The sequence below is a fragment of the Xanthomonas cannabis genome (genome assembly GCF_040616535.1).
GTDB lineage: Bacteria > Pseudomonadota > Gammaproteobacteria > Xanthomonadales > Xanthomonadaceae > Xanthomonas > Xanthomonas cannabis.
This window is the reverse complement of the sequence record NZ_CP136580.1, coordinates 656,436-672,632: the sequence shown is the minus strand read 5'-3', so window position 1 is coordinate 672,632 and position 16,197 is coordinate 656,436. Positions and strand designations below refer to the sequence as shown.

15 protein-coding genes and 1 other RNA gene are annotated in these 16,197 nt (G+C 67.8%); 4 read left to right on the top strand and 12 right to left on the bottom strand.

The window, feature by feature from the left end; all coding sequences use genetic code 11:
- Nucleotides 1-164: 164 nt before the first annotated feature.
- The 5 genes from mdcG to mdcA form a co-directional block, all read right to left on the bottom strand.
- The gene (gene mdcG, locus RZV17_RS02855; RefSeq protein WP_355607069.1) at nt 165-806 is read right to left on the bottom strand and encodes a malonate decarboxylase holo-[acyl-carrier-protein] synthase; all 642 of its coding nucleotides are present in this window, start codon (nt 804-806) and stop codon (nt 165-167) included.
- 2 nt (nt 807-808) lie between these two features.
- Nucleotides 809-1,513: a biotin-independent malonate decarboxylase subunit gamma gene (mdcE, locus tag RZV17_RS02850; protein WP_355607066.1), complete on the bottom strand. Its 705-nt coding sequence runs from the start codon at nt 1,511-1,513 to the stop codon at nt 809-811.
- Nucleotides 1,504-2,409 (bottom strand): biotin-independent malonate decarboxylase subunit beta, encoded by a 906-nt coding sequence (locus RZV17_RS02845; RefSeq protein ID WP_355609130.1) that lies wholly within the window; start codon nt 2,407-2,409, stop codon nt 1,504-1,506. Before RZV17_RS02845 ends, mdcE begins: the two co-directional genes overlap by 10 nt.
- A 268-nt stretch (nt 2,410-2,677) precedes the next feature.
- On the bottom strand, nt 2,678-2,995 hold the full coding sequence (gene mdcC / locus RZV17_RS02840) for a malonate decarboxylase acyl carrier protein (protein WP_104579238.1): 318 nt from the start codon (nt 2,993-2,995) through the stop codon (nt 2,678-2,680).
- 9 nt (nt 2,996-3,004) lie between these two features.
- Nucleotides 3,005-4,651: a malonate decarboxylase subunit alpha gene (mdcA, locus tag RZV17_RS02835; protein ID WP_047693341.1), complete on the bottom strand. Its 1,647-nt coding sequence runs from the start codon at nt 4,649-4,651 to the stop codon at nt 3,005-3,007.
- Nucleotides 4,652-4,849: 198 nt separating this feature from the next.
- Here mdcA and RZV17_RS02830 point away from each other — a divergent pair, with 198 nt between their 5' ends.
- Complete coding sequence (locus RZV17_RS02830) at nt 4,850-5,383, top strand: PadR family transcriptional regulator (protein WP_355607061.1); 534 nt, start codon at nt 4,850-4,852, stop codon at nt 5,381-5,383.
- A 434-nt stretch (nt 5,384-5,817) separates the two neighbouring features.
- Nucleotides 5,818-6,606, top strand: coding sequence for a siderophore-interacting protein (locus tag RZV17_RS02825; RefSeq protein WP_355607058.1), 789 nt, complete (start codon nt 5,818-5,820; stop codon nt 6,604-6,606).
- A 383-nt stretch (nt 6,607-6,989) separates the two neighbouring features.
- On the opposite strand, the gene RZV17_RS02820 is transcribed toward RZV17_RS02825, so the two are convergent.
- The 3 genes from RZV17_RS02820 to RZV17_RS02810 form a co-directional block, all read right to left on the bottom strand.
- A non-coding RNA gene (locus RZV17_RS02820) (sX9 sRNA) lies at nt 6,990-7,065 on the bottom strand.
- Nucleotides 7,066-7,126: 61 nt separating this feature from the next.
- Entirely contained in the window at nt 7,127-7,858 is a 732-nt protein-coding gene (locus tag RZV17_RS02815) for a YceI family protein (RefSeq protein ID WP_081422286.1), read from the bottom strand.
- 341 nt (nt 7,859-8,199) lie between these two features.
- Nucleotides 8,200-8,790, bottom strand: a complete 591-nt coding sequence (locus tag RZV17_RS02810) for a malonic semialdehyde reductase (protein WP_355607054.1) — start codon at nt 8,788-8,790, stop codon at nt 8,200-8,202.
- A 132-nt stretch (nt 8,791-8,922) separates the two neighbouring features.
- On the opposite strand from RZV17_RS02810, the gene RZV17_RS02805 reads away from it, so the two are divergent.
- Both RZV17_RS02805 and RZV17_RS02800 read left to right on the top strand, forming a co-directional pair.
- On the top strand, nt 8,923-9,870 hold the full coding sequence (locus tag RZV17_RS02805; RefSeq protein ID WP_355607051.1) for a mitochondrial fission ELM1 family protein: 948 nt from the start codon (nt 8,923-8,925) through the stop codon (nt 9,868-9,870).
- 305 nt (nt 9,871-10,175) lie between these two features.
- Complete coding sequence (locus RZV17_RS02800; RefSeq protein ID WP_184553183.1) at nt 10,176-10,733, top strand: VUT family protein; 558 nt, start codon at nt 10,176-10,178, stop codon at nt 10,731-10,733.
- 195 nt (nt 10,734-10,928) lie between these two features.
- Here the strand turns inward: RZV17_RS02800 and glnE are convergent, their stop codons facing one another.
- The 4 genes from glnE to RZV17_RS02780 all read right to left on the bottom strand — a co-directional run bounded on the left by glnE (nt 10,929) and on the right by RZV17_RS02780 (nt 16,101).
- Nucleotides 10,929-13,754 (bottom strand): bifunctional [glutamate--ammonia ligase]-adenylyl-L-tyrosine phosphorylase/[glutamate--ammonia-ligase] adenylyltransferase, encoded by a 2,826-nt coding sequence (gene glnE / locus RZV17_RS02795; protein WP_355607047.1) that lies wholly within the window; start codon nt 13,752-13,754, stop codon nt 10,929-10,931.
- Between the two features lie 147 nt (nt 13,755-13,901).
- The gene (locus tag RZV17_RS02790) at nt 13,902-14,246 is read right to left on the bottom strand and encodes a DUF3325 domain-containing protein (RefSeq protein WP_355607044.1); all 345 of its coding nucleotides are present in this window, start codon (nt 14,244-14,246) and stop codon (nt 13,902-13,904) included.
- Nucleotides 14,246-14,569, bottom strand: a complete 324-nt coding sequence (locus tag RZV17_RS02785) for a hypothetical protein (protein WP_355607041.1) — start codon at nt 14,567-14,569, stop codon at nt 14,246-14,248. Before RZV17_RS02785 ends, RZV17_RS02790 begins: the two co-directional genes overlap by 1 nt.
- Entirely contained in the window at nt 14,566-16,101 is a 1,536-nt protein-coding gene (locus RZV17_RS02780) for a PepSY-associated TM helix domain-containing protein (protein ID WP_355607038.1), read from the bottom strand. The genes RZV17_RS02785 and RZV17_RS02780 overlap by 4 nt, the downstream gene beginning before the upstream one ends.
- Nucleotides 16,102-16,197: the final 96 nt, after the last annotated feature.

Sequence of the window (16,197 nt, the reverse complement as noted above, 5' to 3'; positions counted from 1 at the left end):
CAACGGGTGCCCCGCACGTGCCAGGCCTGTCGACGGGCGAGCCGCACAAGCCAGGTGTGGTGCAACACGGCTGTCTGTTGACGGTGGTGCGGGTGGCTGCCGCCCGGCCGCATTGCACTGCGTCGCCGAGGGCCTGGCATCGGTGGTGCGTTCGACCAGCGTCCTCATGCCGCGCACCCCACCGGAAACAGCGCGCTGCGCGGCAGCAAGCGGCAGCCGTCGCTGGATTTCACCAAGACCTGCTGTGCGCTGCCGGCGTATTCGCGCCAGTTCACCGCGGTGTCGTCGGGCAGCAGCAGCTCGCCGTCTGCGCGCAGCCCGTGGTCCCGTTCCCAGCGCTGCAGCAACGTCACCACCCTGTGCGCCTGTTCGGGTGTGGCGACGGACCACAGCAGATCCAGATCCGATTGCGCATGCACATACGCAAGCCCGGTGAGGGCCTGCCAGGCAACGCTGCCGAACACGCGCGGCTGCAGGCCGCTGACATTGGCCTGCGTCAGCAGGGCCCGCAGTGCAGGCTGCACCGACATGGGGGCGGTAGCGATCACGGCATCCAGCGCCATCGGGGCGGTGCTGCGTGCGATGTCGTCCAGCCCGGCGCTCAAGGCCAGGCGTTGTTTACCTTCGTCCGGCGGCAACGGCACGCCGAGCCGCATGCGACCGGGTGCCTGGCTGCCATCCCCACGCGCCACCACTGCCGGCAGGCCCGCAGCAAACCACTGCTGCAGCCGTGGCTGCGCACCCGGCGTCAGCGCTTGCCAGCGCGCGCCGGGACGCAACCACACCAGTGCGTGGCGGCCGGGCATGCTCAGACCTCGCCTGCGGCGACGGCGGCGGCGACATCGCGCGCCAGGGTGCGCCCGCTGCGCTGCGCGCCGAGTGCGCGGCGCTGGTCGCCATCGGTGGGCGCGGCCAATGCATCGAGTAATGCTTTTGCCAGATCGCCATCCCACAGCGATTCCACCGCACCCATGCGCACGTAGTTTTCAACGCCCGGCGCGAACACCGGCGAGCTCTTGCTCAGCGCCTGCAAGGTGTCTACCAATTGCTTGGTCACACGCGCCATCGCACGTAGATCCATCACCCGCACCTGCGCGTCCGGCAGCGCGTGGATGTGGTCGGCCATCAACCCGAACGACAGAAACCCGCCGCTGACCGCTTCGCCATAGACCAGGGTCACCAGCCGCGCGCCGCGCCTGCGCGCCAGATCCAGCGCGCGTGCCAGATGCGCAAAATAGCCATTGATGCCGAGCAGTTCGTCGCGGCGTGCGAGCCGTTGCCCGGCCGTGTCGGCCAGCATCACGATGGGGCGCTGCGGATGCGCGCGCGTGCTGGCAAGTATGCTGGCCGCCAATGCCAGCGCATGGTCCACGCCGACTTCCAGCTTGTTGGCGGTGCCGATCACGGTGACCTCGCCGGCCGCGGTGGTCGCGCTGCCGGCGAGCACATCGGCGTTGCGGGCGATGGCGTGGCCGAGCGGGAACAGCTGGTCCAGCAGTTGGCTCAGTTCCATGGCGTGCTCCGGTCGGCGGTGGCGGCGAGGAAGGCGTCGGTGTCCAGCAACGGCAGGCGCTGCGCGTCGACGATGCCCTGGCGCTGCCAGATCTCCAGGCCATCGCGGCAGTCGCCGTAGCTATCGATGCGCGCGGCCAGCTGTTGATGCGCGTGCTCCAGGGCCTGCAAGGCGGCATCGCCGTCGTCGGGTTCTGCGAGTGTGTCGAGTGTGGTGAGCGCCGCATCGGCAAACGCCGCGATGCGGTCGGCCACCAGGGTCTGCGCGTCGCCCAGCAGGTAGCGGTGCTTGCCACCGGTCACGCGCCACACCAGGGCACGGTCGCGCGCGTCGAACTCTTCCACCCCGCGCACGGTTTCGATCACATCCGGGCCGGACAACGACAGCCGGCCCTCTTCGGACATGATCACCGCGCTGCAGCAGCGCGCCACGATGCCCATGCCGCCGAAGGCGCCGTTGCCGCTGCCGATCAAGGCCAGCACCGGCACGCCGGCGGCGCGCGCGTTCAAGGTGGCGCGCATGATTTCGGAAATGGCGATCAGGCCGGCGTTGGCTTCATGCAAGCGCACGCCGCCGGTGTCGAGCAGCAACAGCACCGCAGCCGGTTGCGTGGCTGCAGCGCGTTCAAGCAGGCCGGTGAGCTTGGCACCGTGCACCTCGCCGACGCCGCCGCCCATGAAAGCGCCCTGTTGTGCGGCGACCAGTACGGTGCGGCCACGCAGCGTGCCTTCGCCGACGACGATGCCGTCGTCGAAGGCGCCGGGCGTGTCGAGCTGGGCCAGATGCGGGCTGATCAAGCGGCGACGTGGACCGACGAATTCGCGGAAACTGCCGGCATCCAGCAACCCGTCGATCCGCTCGCGCGCATCGGCTTCGTAGTAGCTGCGCTCGGCCATGGGAATGGTGGTGCTCATACGCGTCTCCCGACGACATGCGTAGGAGCGCACCTGGGCGCGACCGGGGCGTAACCGGGAACGCCCGTCGCGCCCGGGTGCGCTCCTACGGGATGGACTTGGTTTGCGGGTTCGTTGTGGCTGCGCTCGGCCGCGGTGACGCTGGCGCTGGCGACAACGTGCCTAGGAGCACACCGGGGCGTGATTGCGGCATTACCGGCAATGCCCGTCGCGCCCGGGTGCGCTCCTACGGGGAGGTGGATGGGGTGGCTCATGCGTCGGCTCCTTGCAGCACGTCGATGGCCTGTTCCAGGCGCAGGCTCACCACTGCGGGCGTGGCGCCCACATCGTTGATGCTGATGCGCACATCACGCAGTGGATGGCGCGCGGCGAAATCGTCCAGCACCGCCTGCCAGATCGCGCCGAAGCCGCGTGCGGCGGTGAGGATCTCGATCTCCATCGCGCCGTCGAGCGGCACGCGCTCGACCAGCACTTCCAGGTTGCCGGAGGCGACCACGCCGACCAGTGCGTGATCCACGCCAACACGTGCACCGTGCTGGCCGTCAAAGCGATATCGCAGGGTTTCCATGCTGAGCCCTTACCAATTGCGAAAACGTTTCGGCGGGTCGTACAACCCACCGGACCAGCGCACCAGGTCCTTGACCGTGCGCGCAGCGAGCAGGTCGCGCGTGGCATCGCGCGGACGAATGCCCAGGTCTTCCGGCCGCTTGATGACGCCGCGATCGCGCAGGTTTTCAACCATGCGCTTGTCGCGCCCCAGGCCCACGGCGGTGTAGCCGGATACACCCCGGATCGCCTGCTCGCGTTCTTCCGGCGTGCGGCATAACAACAGATTGGCGATGCCTTCTTCGGTCAACACATGGCTGACGTCATCGCCGTAAATCATCACCGGCGGCAGCGGCATGTTGGCGCGCTCGGCCAGTTCCCACGCATCGAGCCTGTCGACGAAGGCCGGCGCCATGTGCTCGCGGAAGGTTTCCACCATCTGCACCACCAGCTTGCGCCCGCGCGGCATCTCACCCGGTTTTGCCGCTTCGCGCCCGGCCTTGAGCCAGGCGGCGCTGGCATGCCGGCGGCCGCGTGCATCCGAGCCCATGTTGGGCGCACCGCCGAAGCCGGCGATGCGGTCGCGCGTAGCGGTGGAGCTATTGCCCTGCAGATCGATCTGCAAGGTGGAGCCGATGAACATGTCGCAGGCGTACATGCCTGCGGTCTGCGACAACGCGCGGTTGGAGCGCATGCTGCCGTCGGCACCGGTAAAAAACACATCCGGGCGTGCGGCGATGTAGTTTTCCATGCCCAGTTCGGAACCGAACGAATGCACCGAGTGCACGAAGCCCGATTCGATCGCCGGGATCAACGCAGGGTGCGGATTAAGCGCCCAATGCCGGCAGATCTTGCCCTTCAGCCCCAGCGATTCGGCGTAGGTGGGCAGCAGCAACTCGATGGCGGCAGTATCGAAACCGATGCCGTGATTGAGCCGGTCCACGCCGTATTCGGCGTAGATGCCCTTGATGGCCATCATCGCCATCAACACCTGGATCTCGGAGATCTGCGCCGGGTCGCGGGTGAACAGCGGCTCGATGTAATTGGGCTTGGGCGCCTGGGTGACGAAGTCCACCCAATCGGCCGGGATGTCCACGCGCGGCAAGGTGTCGAGAATCTCGTTGACCTGCGCAATGACGATGCCGCCCTTGAACGCAGTGGCTTCCACGATCACCGGCGTGTCTTCGGTATTGGGCCCGGTGTAGAGATTGCCGTGGCGGTCGGCGGCCTGCGCGGTGACCAGTGCGATACGCGGCGTCAGGTCGATGAAATAGCGGCCGAACAATTCCAGATAGGTGTGGATGGCGCCGATCTCGATGCGGCCCTCGCCTACCAGCCCGGCCAGGCGCGCGGCCTGCGGGCCGGAAAACGAAAAATCCAGGCGCTTGGCGATGCCACGCTCGAAGACATCCAGGTGTGCCGCCAGCGAGAGCACCGACTGCACCATGTGCAGGTCGTGCACACGCGCAGGGTCTACCTCGGTCAGGCAGCGCGCCAGGAAATCGGCCTGCTTCTGGTTGTTGCCTTCCAGGCATACACGGTCGCCGGGCTCGATGACCGCCTCCAGCAACGCCACCACATCGTCGGCGGCCACCACGCGCCCCTGAGGCGCCAGTGCAGCGGCGCGCTGCAGGCGCTGACGCCGGCTCTCGGCCTGGGTGTCCCACTGTCGACTCATGCTGCTGCCTCACCGGGCCGAGCCCGTCATGCCTAAGTAATTACATCGTAATTATGGAAACAGGCACTGTCCAGCCGCGTTGCAGCATCTGCGCTTGCGCCCCGTGGCCGGTCATCGACGCGACGGCGAAGCACTTGCCGGCAGCCAAGCTTCGATATATCGTTTCGGCATGCTTCGATATATCGAATGAGACCGCACTTGCGCCAATCCAGCCCTCCAGATGATCTCGATCCGTCTCCGCTCGCCGCACGTGGCCGCGCGGGGAGCGGGCGGGCGCGGCCGCTGGAGCACGGCGATCTGCGCCTGCTGTTGCTGGCGCTGATCGACGAGCGCCCGCGCCATGGCTACGAGTTGATGCGGCAGATCGCCGCGCTGTTCAAAGGGCTGTACACCCCAAGTGCCGGCGCGATCTATCCCGCGCTGGCGCAGCTGGAAGCCGCCGGCTGGGTGCAGACCTCGCTGGATGACGGCCGCAAGCGCTATCAGGTCACCGATGCCGGCCGCGCGCATGTCGCGCAGCAACGCGATGCACTCGACGCAGCGCTGGCACGCACGCATCGGCGCGCACGCGAATTGATCAAGGCGCAGACGCCGGCGCCGATTCGCGATGCGATTCACCGCATCAAGCACGGCCTGTTTGCACGGCACGGGCAGTGGAGCGAAGCAGAAACTACCCGCATTGCGGCTTTACTCAACGCCGCCGCCGACGGCATGGAGCGCGATGACGGCTGAGTGGGTGTGCTTCGCGACTACAACATGTCACTGCGGCTGCGTCACTACGACAGGTTGTGTTGCTGATGCGAGTGGCGTGCAGGAACCGCGGCGGATGCGCCGTTTGCGAGTTCATCACTCTGCAAATTTGCCACGGCGATCGTGTCTCTTCGCGGTGGCTTGAAGCCCCTCTCCCTTCGGGAGAGGGGTTGGGGTGAGGGTACGGACGAAGCCACGCGTTATTGCAACTGCACGAGGCTTCGCTCGTACCCTCATCCTCTCCTCTGGGGCACCTTCTCCCCCATAAAGGAGGACAGTATCCCGATGGGAGAAGGAATCGCCAACAGCCGCTGCCCGTCACTGATTACTTACTGCTTGTCACCCCGTCAGTTTTGCTCCTGACCTCCCACCTCCCCCACCACGCAACTGCAAAGTATCTCCAGGAACTGCACCCCATGGCACTGCATACCAGCACCCAAATCCGTCGCGACCCGCGCCTGCGCTCCGTACAGGTGGTGCGTTGCGAGTCGATCACGCCACAGATGCGCCGCATTGTCTTTGGTGGCAGCGAGCTTGCCGGCTTCCAGAGCGACGCACCGGACGATCACGTCAAACTGTTTTTCCCCAATGCCGACGGCGCGTTCGTGCTACCGACCATGACACCGGAAGGACCGCGTTACGCCGACGACGCCCTGCCCTCGCCCGGCCGCGACTACACGCCGCGCCTGTTCGACCCGCAAACCGGCGAGCTCAGCATCGATTTCGTCTTGCACGGTGACGGGGTGGCCTCCGGTTGGGCTGCCCAGGCGCAGCCAGGCGACGAACTGCGCATTGGCGGCCCACGCGGCTCGTTCCTGGTGGCCGACGACTTCGATCGTTATGTATTGATCGGCGATGAAACCGCATTGCCGGCAATCGGCCGCTGGCTGGAGGCGATGCCGGCCGACCTGCAGGCAGAGGTGTTCATCGAAGTGGCCGATGCCGCCGAGCGGCAGGCGTTACTGAGTGCGGCCGATGTCGATGTGTACTGGCTGGAGCGCAACGGCTTCGATGCAGCCAGCAGCACCTTGCTGGAAGATAGCCTGCGCGACTACGAGCCTCACGACGGCGACACGTTCTACTGGATCGGCACCGAGTCCATGCGCGCCCGTGCAATGCGCAAGTTCATCGAAGAACACCTGGGCGTGGACAAGGAATGGATTCGCGCGAAGGGCTACTGGAAGGCACATTCTGCAGAGGAATGATGCAACACGCGCCTCTTGTTGGGACGCGCTGGCGCGAGAGGGAGTTTTATCGAGATCGCATGCCTTGTGGCGGGTTCATCGGTAACGCGGTCGCGGCCAGGTCCGCTCCTACGTAGGGCTGGCGTGGTCGCTGTCACGGATGGCGTGCAGCATCCTCGCGTAGGAGCGCACCCGGGCGCGACGGGCTTCCCCGAGATGGTCGCGCGTTGTCGGAGAGCGCGTCGGTAACGCAGTCGCGGCCAGGTCCGCTCCTACACAAGCGCGCGCCCGGAGTGGCAACGCGTTTGCGCACACAAGCAAAAGCCCGCCGATTGGCGGGCTTTTGGGTTGCGGCATCGGGCGGCTGCGCGCACCGATACCGCGATCTGCGCGGGTCTTGGAGCGGCTAACAACACGTAGCGAGCGGTCGTCAGGTGGGTGCGGGCGGCGCGGAGGAACTGCAGTGTACGAGTGTTACATGAGGGTTCCGAGCACCGACCGCGCCCGCCTGGCGGCCGCGCAGCAGTTTTGCTAGCTGCTCTTACTTCGCGGCGGCGGCGTCGCCGGCCTTGGCCTGCAGCGCTTCGGTGGTGATGCGGATCTTTACTTCGTCGCTGACGTTCGGGGCGTACTGGCCCACGCCGAAGTCGCTGCGCTTGATGGTGGTGGTGGCATCGAAACCGGCTGCCGGCACCTTCTTCATCGGGTGCTCGCCGGCACCGTTGAGGGTGACGTCCAGCACGACCGGCTTGGTCTGGTCCTTGATGGTCAGATCGCCAGTGACGGTCAGCTTGTTGGTGCCGGCCGCTTCGACCTTGGTGCTCTTGAAGGTGGCGGTCGGGAACTTGGCCGCGTCGAAGAAGTCACCGCTCTTCAGGTGCTCGTCGAACTTGGCGGTGAAGCTGTTCAAGCCCGACAGCGGCAGGGTGACCTGCACGGTGGACTTGGTCACGTCGGCTGCGTCGTACACCAGGGTGCCGTCGACATTGCCGAAATGCGCGCTCGGGTTGGAGAAGCCGAAGTGGCTCCACTGCGCAATCACGTCGGTGTGGCTCGGGTCCAGGGTGTAGGTGCCGGAGGCAACCTGCACGGCCGGGGCGGTCGAAGCGGCCGCGTCGGCGGCCGGGGCCGGGGCAGCAGCGGCATCCGCCGGTGCAGTGGTCGCGGCCGGGGCGTCGGCCGCCGGTGCGGCGGTGTTGTCGGCCGGCTTGGAGCAGGCGGCGATGGCCACGGTGAGGGCGAGCGGCAGCAACAGCTTGTGGGTGATCTTCATTGGAACTCCATGTGATGAGAGACGCGTTGGATCAACGCGGATGGGGCGAAACGCAGACGGACGAGGACTGCAGGAAACTGGGCGACACACACTTCTTGCATGCGGTGATCAGCGCGGATGCGCGGCAGGCTCGGTAGCGAGCTGACCGCACGACCTGACCGCCTGCGGGCACCGATTGCGCTCACGCGGACACGAGCGCACGTGCTGATCACAACATTCCACACGCAGGCAAAACAACGCAGCACTCACGCATCAAAAGCACACACCCCGTGCGTGCGATCACCGGCACCCCGCGTGCAGCGCCGATGTTGCATCACAGGCCGCACTGCGCGCTGCCACGCTCACTCGAAGCGCGCGGCTTCGTCGAAGCTCAGACGCGGCAAACGCGGGAACAGCCCGGCCGGTTCGCCGTAGCCGAGATTGACCAGGAAATTGGACTTGATCGGCGTGCCGGCAAAGAACGCCGCATCGACCTTGGCATTGTCGAAGCCGGACATCGGGCCGGCATCCAGCCCCAGCGCGCGCGCGGCCAGGATCAGATACGCACCCTGCAGCGAGCTGTTGCGGAATGCGGACTCGGCGCGGCCCTCACGCGGGCCGTCGAACCAGCTCTTGGCATCGGCATGCGGAAACAGGTACGGCAGCTTCTCGTGGAAATCCTCATCGTGCGCCACGATCACCGTCACCGGCGCGGCCAGGGTCTTGGCCGCGTTGCCCTCGGACAGGGCCGGCTTGAGCTTGGCCTTGCCTTCAGCGCTGGTCACGAACACGAACCGCGCCGGCGAGCTGTTGGCCGCAGTCGGGCCCCACTTCACCAGCTCATAGAGCTCGCGCAGCACGTCCTTGCTGACCGGCGTGTCGGCAAACGCGTTTTGCGTGCGGGCGGTACGGAACAGCTGGTCCAGTGCGGCGGCGTTGAGCGAGTCGGACATGAGCACTCCAGAAGAGGGGAAAGGCGCCAGGCCGGGCGGCATCGGCGTCAGTGTGAAGACCCGCAGTGTAGAGTGGTGCGATTGCCGTCACACGCGTTCAATCTGAAACAAATCTATGTCGGATCTGAAACGATGAGGCTGACCTGGGCGCTTAGCGACGGCCGCGCCGGCAACGCGCGCCAGGCCGAAGCGCTGGCGCGGGCACTGCAGCCTGGCGCCTTCCAGCCAATCCATCTGCACGCACAGGCGCCCTGGCGCTGGGCGGCGCCGCGCCGGTTACCCGGTGCACGGGCCGCCTTCGGCGCTGCATTTGCGCAGCAGCTGCAGCACCCACCGGCCCTGGCGATCGGCTGCGGGCGCCAGGCCGCGCTGGCCACGCGGTTGCTGCGTGCACGCGGCAGCCGCAGCGTGCAGATCCTGGACCCGCGCCTGGACCCGTGCCACTGGGACCTGCTGATCGTGCCCGAGCACGATGGGTTGCGCGGCGCCAACGTGCTGACCCTGCTGGGCAGCCTGCACCCGGTGGACGATGCCTGGCTGGCCGCCGGGCGGGCCACCTTCCCGGAGCTGGGCGCCCTGCCCGGCCCGCGTCTGGCGCTGCTGATCGGCGGCCCGACCGCCCAGGTGCCCTGGACCGTGCAGGACCTGGCGGCGCTGTGCGCGCCGCTGCGCGACCAGCTGCATGCGGCCGGCGGCAGCCTGCTGGTCACCGTTTCCCGGCGTACCCCGCCCGCGGCCATCGCTCCGTTGCGTGCGGCCTGCGCCGGCCTGCCTCACCTGCTGTGGTGCGACGCGCGCGACGGACCCAACCCGTATGCCGGCCTGCTGGGCTGGGCCGATGCGCTGATCGCCACCGCCGACTCGGTCAACCTGCTCTCCGAAGCCTGCGCCACACGCGTGCCGGTGGCGGCCGCGTTCGGCGAGCGCGCGAGCGGGCGCGTAGGCAGCTATCTGCAGGCCTTGCGGCAACGCCAGCGCTTGCAGGCAGCCGATGAAGTTCTCGCGCCCGCTGTCGATATCACTCCAGTGCGCGAAACCGAGCGCATCGCCCTGCAGGTGCGCGCACGCCTGTCGGTATGACCACGCGCCTGACGGTGGCACACGACACGCGCGATGTGCACGCCACCGCCGTGCAACGTCGCACTGGTGAGCACGCCGACCGATGCGCGGCGGCCGATCTGCTACATGTACGTTGGCGATCGCGTCCGGGTTGCGTGCACGTGCCACCGTGGTCGTGTCGGCTGTTTCGCGGCGCCATCGGGCAGCGATGGCACGGCGAACCACGCCCTCGCCACGGCGCGCGCCGGTGAGTTGCTGCGGCCTTATGTACTGGCCCACTGCCACCGACCCGCGGATAATCCGCGCACCGCCTTTGCCCTGCCGTCATGTCCGCTGCCCCCGCCCCGCTGTTTGCCCCGCTCACCGCCCGTGCCTTGACCTGGGCGGTGCTGGCAATGGGTGCGGTGGTGCTGTTGTCCAACGTCCTGGTGCAGTACCCGATCAACGATTGGCTGACCTGGGGCGCGTTTTCGTATCCATTGGCGTTTCTGGTCAGCAACCTGATCAACCGTCGCTTCGGGCCGCGAGCGGCACGCACTGTGGCGTGGTGCGGCTTTGCACTGGCGGTGGTGCTGTCGGTGTGGCTGGCGACGCCGCGCATTGCGGCGGCCTCGTGCACCGCCTTCATCGCCGCCCAGCTGCTCGACATCACCGTGTTCGACCGCCTGCGCAATGGCAGTTGGTGGCGTGCGCCGATCGTGGCCACCACCTGCAGCGCCACGCTGGATACGGCGATCTTCTGGAGCATCGCCTTCGCCGGTGCGGCGCTGCCGTGGGTGAGCTGGGCGGCCGGCGATCTGGCGGTGAAGCTGGGCATGGGCGTGTTTCTGCTTGGGCCGTTTCGCGCGTTGCTGTGGCGGAGCGCACCACGCCGCCCTGTCTGAGGCGCGGTGCGCTGTCGCTACCGAGGCGCGCCAGGCAACAGCACCACACCCCTGCCCGCCTCCGGCAGAGCGATGCGCAACCGGACGCGCCGAGTGCAACGCCTGACCTGCGCTGTTGCCTTGCCTGCGCGCACCGGCGGCATCGGCCTGGCGTGCACGACCGGCGACTGCGGACAGCCGGCGCCCGCCGCCCCGCTAGAGCGTGGCCGCGTCCTTGCCGGCCGGAAATGCCAGCCCCTGCGCACGCGCTGCGTTGAAGATGACGCTGCGCGCCTGCTGGATGGCCGGTGTCGGTGCGATCAAGCGTGGACGCCGGTCCAGCGTGCACGCCAGCCCTGCCTCCACCAGCGCGGCATGCGCCTCATGCAGCGGCTGCGCCATCTCGACGGGCAACCACTGCGCCTGCACCAGCGCATCGATCACGCCAGGCGTATCGCAACATGCCAGCAGCCGCGCATGCTGCGCGGCCTGCCCCAGCACGCCGGCCTGCAGCACGAATTCCAAATCCACCAGGCCGCCGGCACCTTGCTTGAGATCCAGCCGGCCGGCATCGCTGCGATCGAGTTCGGCGCGCATGCGCGTACGCATCTTGCGCACGTCGTCGTGCAGCAGCGCGGGGTCGCGTGTGCGGGTCAGCGTGTCGTGGCGCACCTGCGCAAAGGCCTCGCATAGCGCGGCATCGCCGGCAACCGGGCGCGCACGCACCAGCGCCTGATGCTCCCAGGTCCAGGCGCGCTCGCGCTGGTACTCACGGTAGCTGGCCAGCGACGACACCAGCGCGCCCTGGCCACCGTCCGGACGCAGCCGCACATCGATGTCGTAGAGGCGGCCGGCACCGGTTTCGGCGCCGAGCAAGGCCATCACCTTTTGCGCCAGACGGGCGAACCAGCGCGCCGCATCCAGTGGCCGCTTGCCGTCGGAGCTGTCCACCGTGCGCGGGTGGTCGTAAAGAAACACCAGATCCAGATCCGAACCGAACCCCAGCTCCAGCCCGCCCAGGCTGCCGTAGCCGATGATGGCGAACAGGCCGCCCGGCACCTGTCCGTGCGCGGCAACCAGCTCGCTGCGTGCCAGGTGCAGCACCACCTGCACCACGGCCTCGGCCAGCCAGGCCAGTTGCCGGGTGCTCTGCACCGCGTGCTGGCGGCCGTCGAGCGTGGCCAGGGCGATCCGGAAACTCAGCGCGAGCCGGCGCTCGTTGAGCTCGCGCAAGGCCGCCTCGGTGTCTGCGATCTGCAAGGTCTCCACGCTGGCAGCCTGCAGCGCCGCGCGATCCGGCAACGGGCCGCCGATGCGCGTATCCAGCAACTCGTCCAGCAACAACGGGTGCGCCGCCAGCCGCTCGGCCAGCAAGGCACTGCGCGAGAGCACATCGACCAGGCGGGCCAGCGCGCTGGGCTGCTCGTCCAGCAAGGCCAGATAGCTGGTGCGGCGCAAGGTGGCCTGCAACAGGCCCAGCATGCGGCGCACGGCGGCATCGGGTTGGCTGGCCCGCGTGGCGGCGTGCAGCAGTGCCGGCACCACGCGATCCAGCCGCGCCCGCGCCGTGTCCGACAGCGCGTGCACACCGGCCGACTGCGCAAAATCGCCCAGCACCTGATGCGCGCTACCCGGGTCGTGCAGGCCAATGCCCAGCAGCGGCGTTGCATCGCCATCGGGCAGCGCGCGCCAGTAGTCGGCCAGCGCGTCCGGCGCGGTGGCCCGCACGCGTGGCGCCAGCAACTCGGCAAATTCGGCGGCCACACGCCGGCGGTGCGGGGCCAGCGCGTCCAGCAGGGCGGGCCAGTCGGCATATCCCAGGCCCAGCGCGATGCGTTCGCGATCCATCTCCGCCTGCGGCAAGGCGTGGGTCTGCGCATCGCGCAGCATCTGCAGGCGGTTTTCCAGCCGGCGCAAGAAGCGGTAGGCCGCGGTGAGCGCGGCGCCGTTGTCGGCTTCGATCTGGCCGGCGGCGACCAGCACCTGCAGCGCGGGCAACAAGCGCCGCTCGCGCAGGGCCGGCTCGCGGCCGGCGCGGATCAGCTGCAGCGATTGGGCGAGGAACTCGATCTCGCGGATGCCACCGGGCCCGCGCTTGATGTCGTCCAGCCGGTCGTGCCGTGCCACCTCGGCGGTGATGGCCGCCTTCATCTCGCGCAGGCCATCCAGCGCGGTGAAATCCAGATAGCGCCGGTAGACGAACGGCCGCAGCGTTTCCAGCCAGGCTTCGCCGGCATCGATATCGCCGGCCACCGCGCGCGCCTTGAGCCAGGCGTAGCGTTCCCAATCGCGGCCTTCGCGCTGGAAATACTGGTCCATGCCGGTGAACGACAACGCCACGCGGCCGGCAGTACCGAACGGACGCAGGCGCAGATCCACCCGATGGCTGAAACCATCGGCCGTGGTTTCGTCGAGCAACCTGGCCAGCTGCTGACCCAACCGCGCGAAGTATTCTTCTGCCGCCAATGGGCGCGCGCCATCGGATTGGCCGCCCTGCGGATAGGCGTACACCAGGTCCACGTCCGAGGAAAAATTCAGCTCGCCACCGCCCAGCTTGCCCAGCCCGAACACCACCAGCCGCTGCACGCTGCCGTCCGCGGCAATGACCTGGCCATGGCGGGCGTCGAATTGCTGCTGCAACGCCCGCAGGCCGCATTGCAGGCAGTTTTCGGCCAGCCTGGTCGCGCCAGCCAGGGTGGCATCCACGCTGTCCAGGCCCAGCACATCGCGCCATACCAGGCGCGTGGATTCGGCGCTGCGGTAGCGCCGCAGTTGGGCAGGCCACAGCTGCGGCTGCGCTGGATCCAGCTGAGGCACTGGCAACGGTGGTGGGTCGGGCTGCGCCAGGTGCTGCAGCAATGCCGGTTGCCGCGCCAATGTATCGAGCGCGAAATCGCTGACGAGCGCGACCTGGGCAAGCTTCCGATCGAAATCGCCCCCCGGCCACGCCTGCTCGACAGGCAGCGAATGACGGACGCGCGCCACCGCCCGCTCGATCAGAGCGGTGAGCGCAGGAGACACCGAGGCAGTAGGCAGCGACATGCGCCGATTCTGGCATCCCTGCACGATGGCGGCATGTGCACGCGGCGCTATCTCGCCCGGCAGCTGCTTCCCTCGTGCTGTCGATCAAGGCCTTCCCCCACTGTTGCCACGCCGTCGCATCGGCAACCACACCTGCAGCGGGGGTCACTACATCGGCATCGCACGCCAGCCGAGCAGCAGGCAGGCCAGGCACCCGACCAGCAGCGCAAGCCATGCACTCTGCCGCGGCGCGTACGCCATGCCTGACGCGACCCACAGTGCGCCCACGCTCAGCAAGCCCAGCCAGAGCAGCGTGCCGACGCTGCCACCCCACCCCTGCACGCACGCCGCGAGTGCGGTGGTCAGCAGGCCGGCGCCGATCATGCGCAACTGCCAGCGTCGCGCAGATGGCGCCGTGCGTTGGCCGGTGAGTTGCTCATGATGACGATGCATCGCCAGGCACAGTGCCATCAGCCCGGCGTGGCACAGCGCAGCACCTGCAAGTGCGGTCATCAGCCCGTCCATGACGCGCTCCGCAGCAACCAGTCTGCGCCCGCCAACATTGCCAGCCACGCGCCCGACCATCGCCACATGTGCAATGCATCGCGCGCGCGAAACATCCACAGCGCCACCACGGTGTAGACGACAAAACTGAGCAGCGTCGCACTAAGGACCGCCACCGCGGGTGCGACGCCCGCGCCATGCACCAGCAGCTGCGCCATCACGCTGCAGCCAGTGGATGTCAACGCGTAGCCGCCGACGCTGGCGGCCAGCACACGGCCTGCCACCGACCAGCGATAGCGTGCAACCGCTGCGAGCGCCGGAGAACGTCTCATGCGGTGTCCACGGGGCTAGCCGCGCCACGCCTGGCAGGCGTCGGTGCCGGCCGCGCCGCATTGCGGTGTACCCGCAACGCGGCATAGGCGAAGGCCAGGCCAAGCGCAAGCGCCGTCAGCTCGACCGCTGCAGGCTGCAAAGCGCCCGCCGCCAGATAGACACCAAGATGCTGGCCGGTGGTGATCGCATTGAGCAGCGGCAGGCCAAGGCATAGCAGTGCGGTGGCGCTCAACTGGTCGACCCATGCGCGCGCAGGCGCACGCGCTACTGCATGCGCCAGGCTTGCGGCCCAGACCCACAGAAACGCGCGGATTTCGAGCTGTGCGCGGCCATCCAATGCCGGTGGTAGCAAGCGGTTTGCATAGAAGTACGCACTGCTGGCCAGTGCGGTGCCAGCCAATGCAGCCACGTTGAACGCTTCCACCATACGGTAGATGCCGGCCGTGGCGGCACCGAATTCCTGCTCGCTGCGCCGACGCCGTTTGATCGAAAACAACAGCGTGCCGGTGGCCGTCATCAAGGTACCGGCGATCCCGCTGATGAAGTACAGCCACTTGGCGGTCCAGCCACCGAAGCCGGCCACGTGCAGGGTCTTGATGGCTTCTTCCACATCCCGGGTTTCCACCGTGGCACGTGACCCGTCCGCGTGCTGTTCGAGTAGCGCGCCGGTGGATGCGTCGAACACCACGCTGTGGGAGGGATTGAGCAGGCGCCGCGACCTGTCGGTGTCGGCAGCGCGCGCAATGACGCGTAGCGTGCTGCCGGGTTGATCGGGTCGCTCAACTACCACTGTCTGCGCCGGCGCGCCATTGAGCAAGGCGGCACGCTGCACCAGGTCCGGCAGATAGGCGGGCAGCGCGTTTGCCGGCGGTGCGTCTGTACGGGCTGCCAGCGTCGGCGCAAGATCCGCACCGTAGCGCGCGTATGCATCATCGTCGCTGCCGTACACCGCCTGCAGCGGGGCAGGCATATAGCTGGTGGAGAAATAGGCCAGGCCGGTGTAGACGATCATCAGCAGGAACGGCAGCGTCAGTACCGCGGTGGCGTTATGCGCATCCAGCCACGAGCGCTGGCCCTTGCCGGGGCGAAAGGTGAAAAAGTCCAGAAAGATGCGCTTGTGCACGATCACACCGGACACCAGCGCGATCAGCCCGCACATCGACACCCAGCCCACCAGCCAATAGCCGGGAATGCCGCCGTGCAAGGTGTAATGGAAGCTCATGAAATGCCGGCCACCCTCGGTCTGCCGGCCCCACGGCGCCGGCAACAGCTCGCCGCTGCCGGGATCCAACGCGGCCTGACCCTGCCCGTCCAGCGTCCGCCAGAACAGCGTGAGCGCATCGCCACGCTCGACAGGCAATGCGATCCGCCACACGCGTGCCTGTGGCGCCAGCTGTCGCAACTGTGCCAATGCATGCGGCACCAGACTGTCTTCGTGCAGGGCCGCGTGGCTGGCCGCACTGGGTAACGCAGGTGTGCCCTGCATCCACTGCGTGATCGGGTCGCGAAATACGCTGAGCGTGCCTGTCAAAAAGATTGCGCACAGCAACCAGCCGCAGCTGAGACCGCACCAGGTGTGCAACCACGCCATGCTTTGGCGAAAGCCCTCCTTCATGCGCTAACCGCC

What these genes read in the sequence shown, in the direction of transcription:
- RZV17_RS02845 (WP_355609130.1), bottom strand. Translation starts at nt 2,409, where the DNA reads ATGGCCGAGCGCAGCTACTACGAAGCCGATGCGCGCGAGCGGATCGAC.
- RZV17_RS02805 (WP_355607051.1), top strand. Translation starts at nt 8,923, where the DNA reads ATGAGGCTGACCTGGGCGCTTAGCGACGGCCGCGCCGGCAACGCGCGC.
- RZV17_RS02810 (WP_355607054.1), bottom strand. Translation starts at nt 8,790, where the DNA reads ATGTCCGACTCGCTCAACGCCGCCGCACTGGACCAGCTGTTCCGTACC.
- mdcC (WP_104579238.1), bottom strand. Translation starts at nt 2,995, where the DNA reads ATGGAAACCCTGCGATATCGCTTTGACGGCCAGCACGGTGCACGTGTT.
- mdcE (WP_355607066.1), bottom strand. Translation starts at nt 1,513, where the DNA reads ATGGAACTGAGCCAACTGCTGGACCAGCTGTTCCCGCTCGGCCACGCC.
- RZV17_RS02815 (WP_081422286.1), bottom strand. Translation starts at nt 7,858, where the DNA reads ATGAAGATCACCCACAAGCTGTTGCTGCCGCTCGCCCTCACCGTGGCC.
- RZV17_RS02800 (WP_184553183.1), top strand. Translation starts at nt 10,176, where the DNA reads ATGTCCGCTGCCCCCGCCCCGCTGTTTGCCCCGCTCACCGCCCGTGCC.
- mdcG (WP_355607069.1), bottom strand. Translation starts at nt 806, where the DNA reads ATGCCCGGCCGCCACGCACTGGTGTGGTTGCGTCCCGGCGCGCGCTGG.
- mdcA (WP_047693341.1), bottom strand. Translation starts at nt 4,651, where the DNA reads ATGAGTCGACAGTGGGACACCCAGGCCGAGAGCCGGCGTCAGCGCCTG.
- RZV17_RS02825 (WP_355607058.1), top strand. Translation starts at nt 5,818, where the DNA reads ATGGCACTGCATACCAGCACCCAAATCCGTCGCGACCCGCGCCTGCGC.
- RZV17_RS02790 (WP_355607044.1), bottom strand. Translation starts at nt 14,246, where the DNA reads ATGACCGCACTTGCAGGTGCTGCGCTGTGCCACGCCGGGCTGATGGCA.
- glnE (WP_355607047.1), bottom strand. Translation starts at nt 13,754, where the DNA reads ATGTCGCTGCCTACTGCCTCGGTGTCTCCTGCGCTCACCGCTCTGATC.
- RZV17_RS02785 (WP_355607041.1), bottom strand. Translation starts at nt 14,569, where the DNA reads ATGAGACGTTCTCCGGCGCTCGCAGCGGTTGCACGCTATCGCTGGTCG.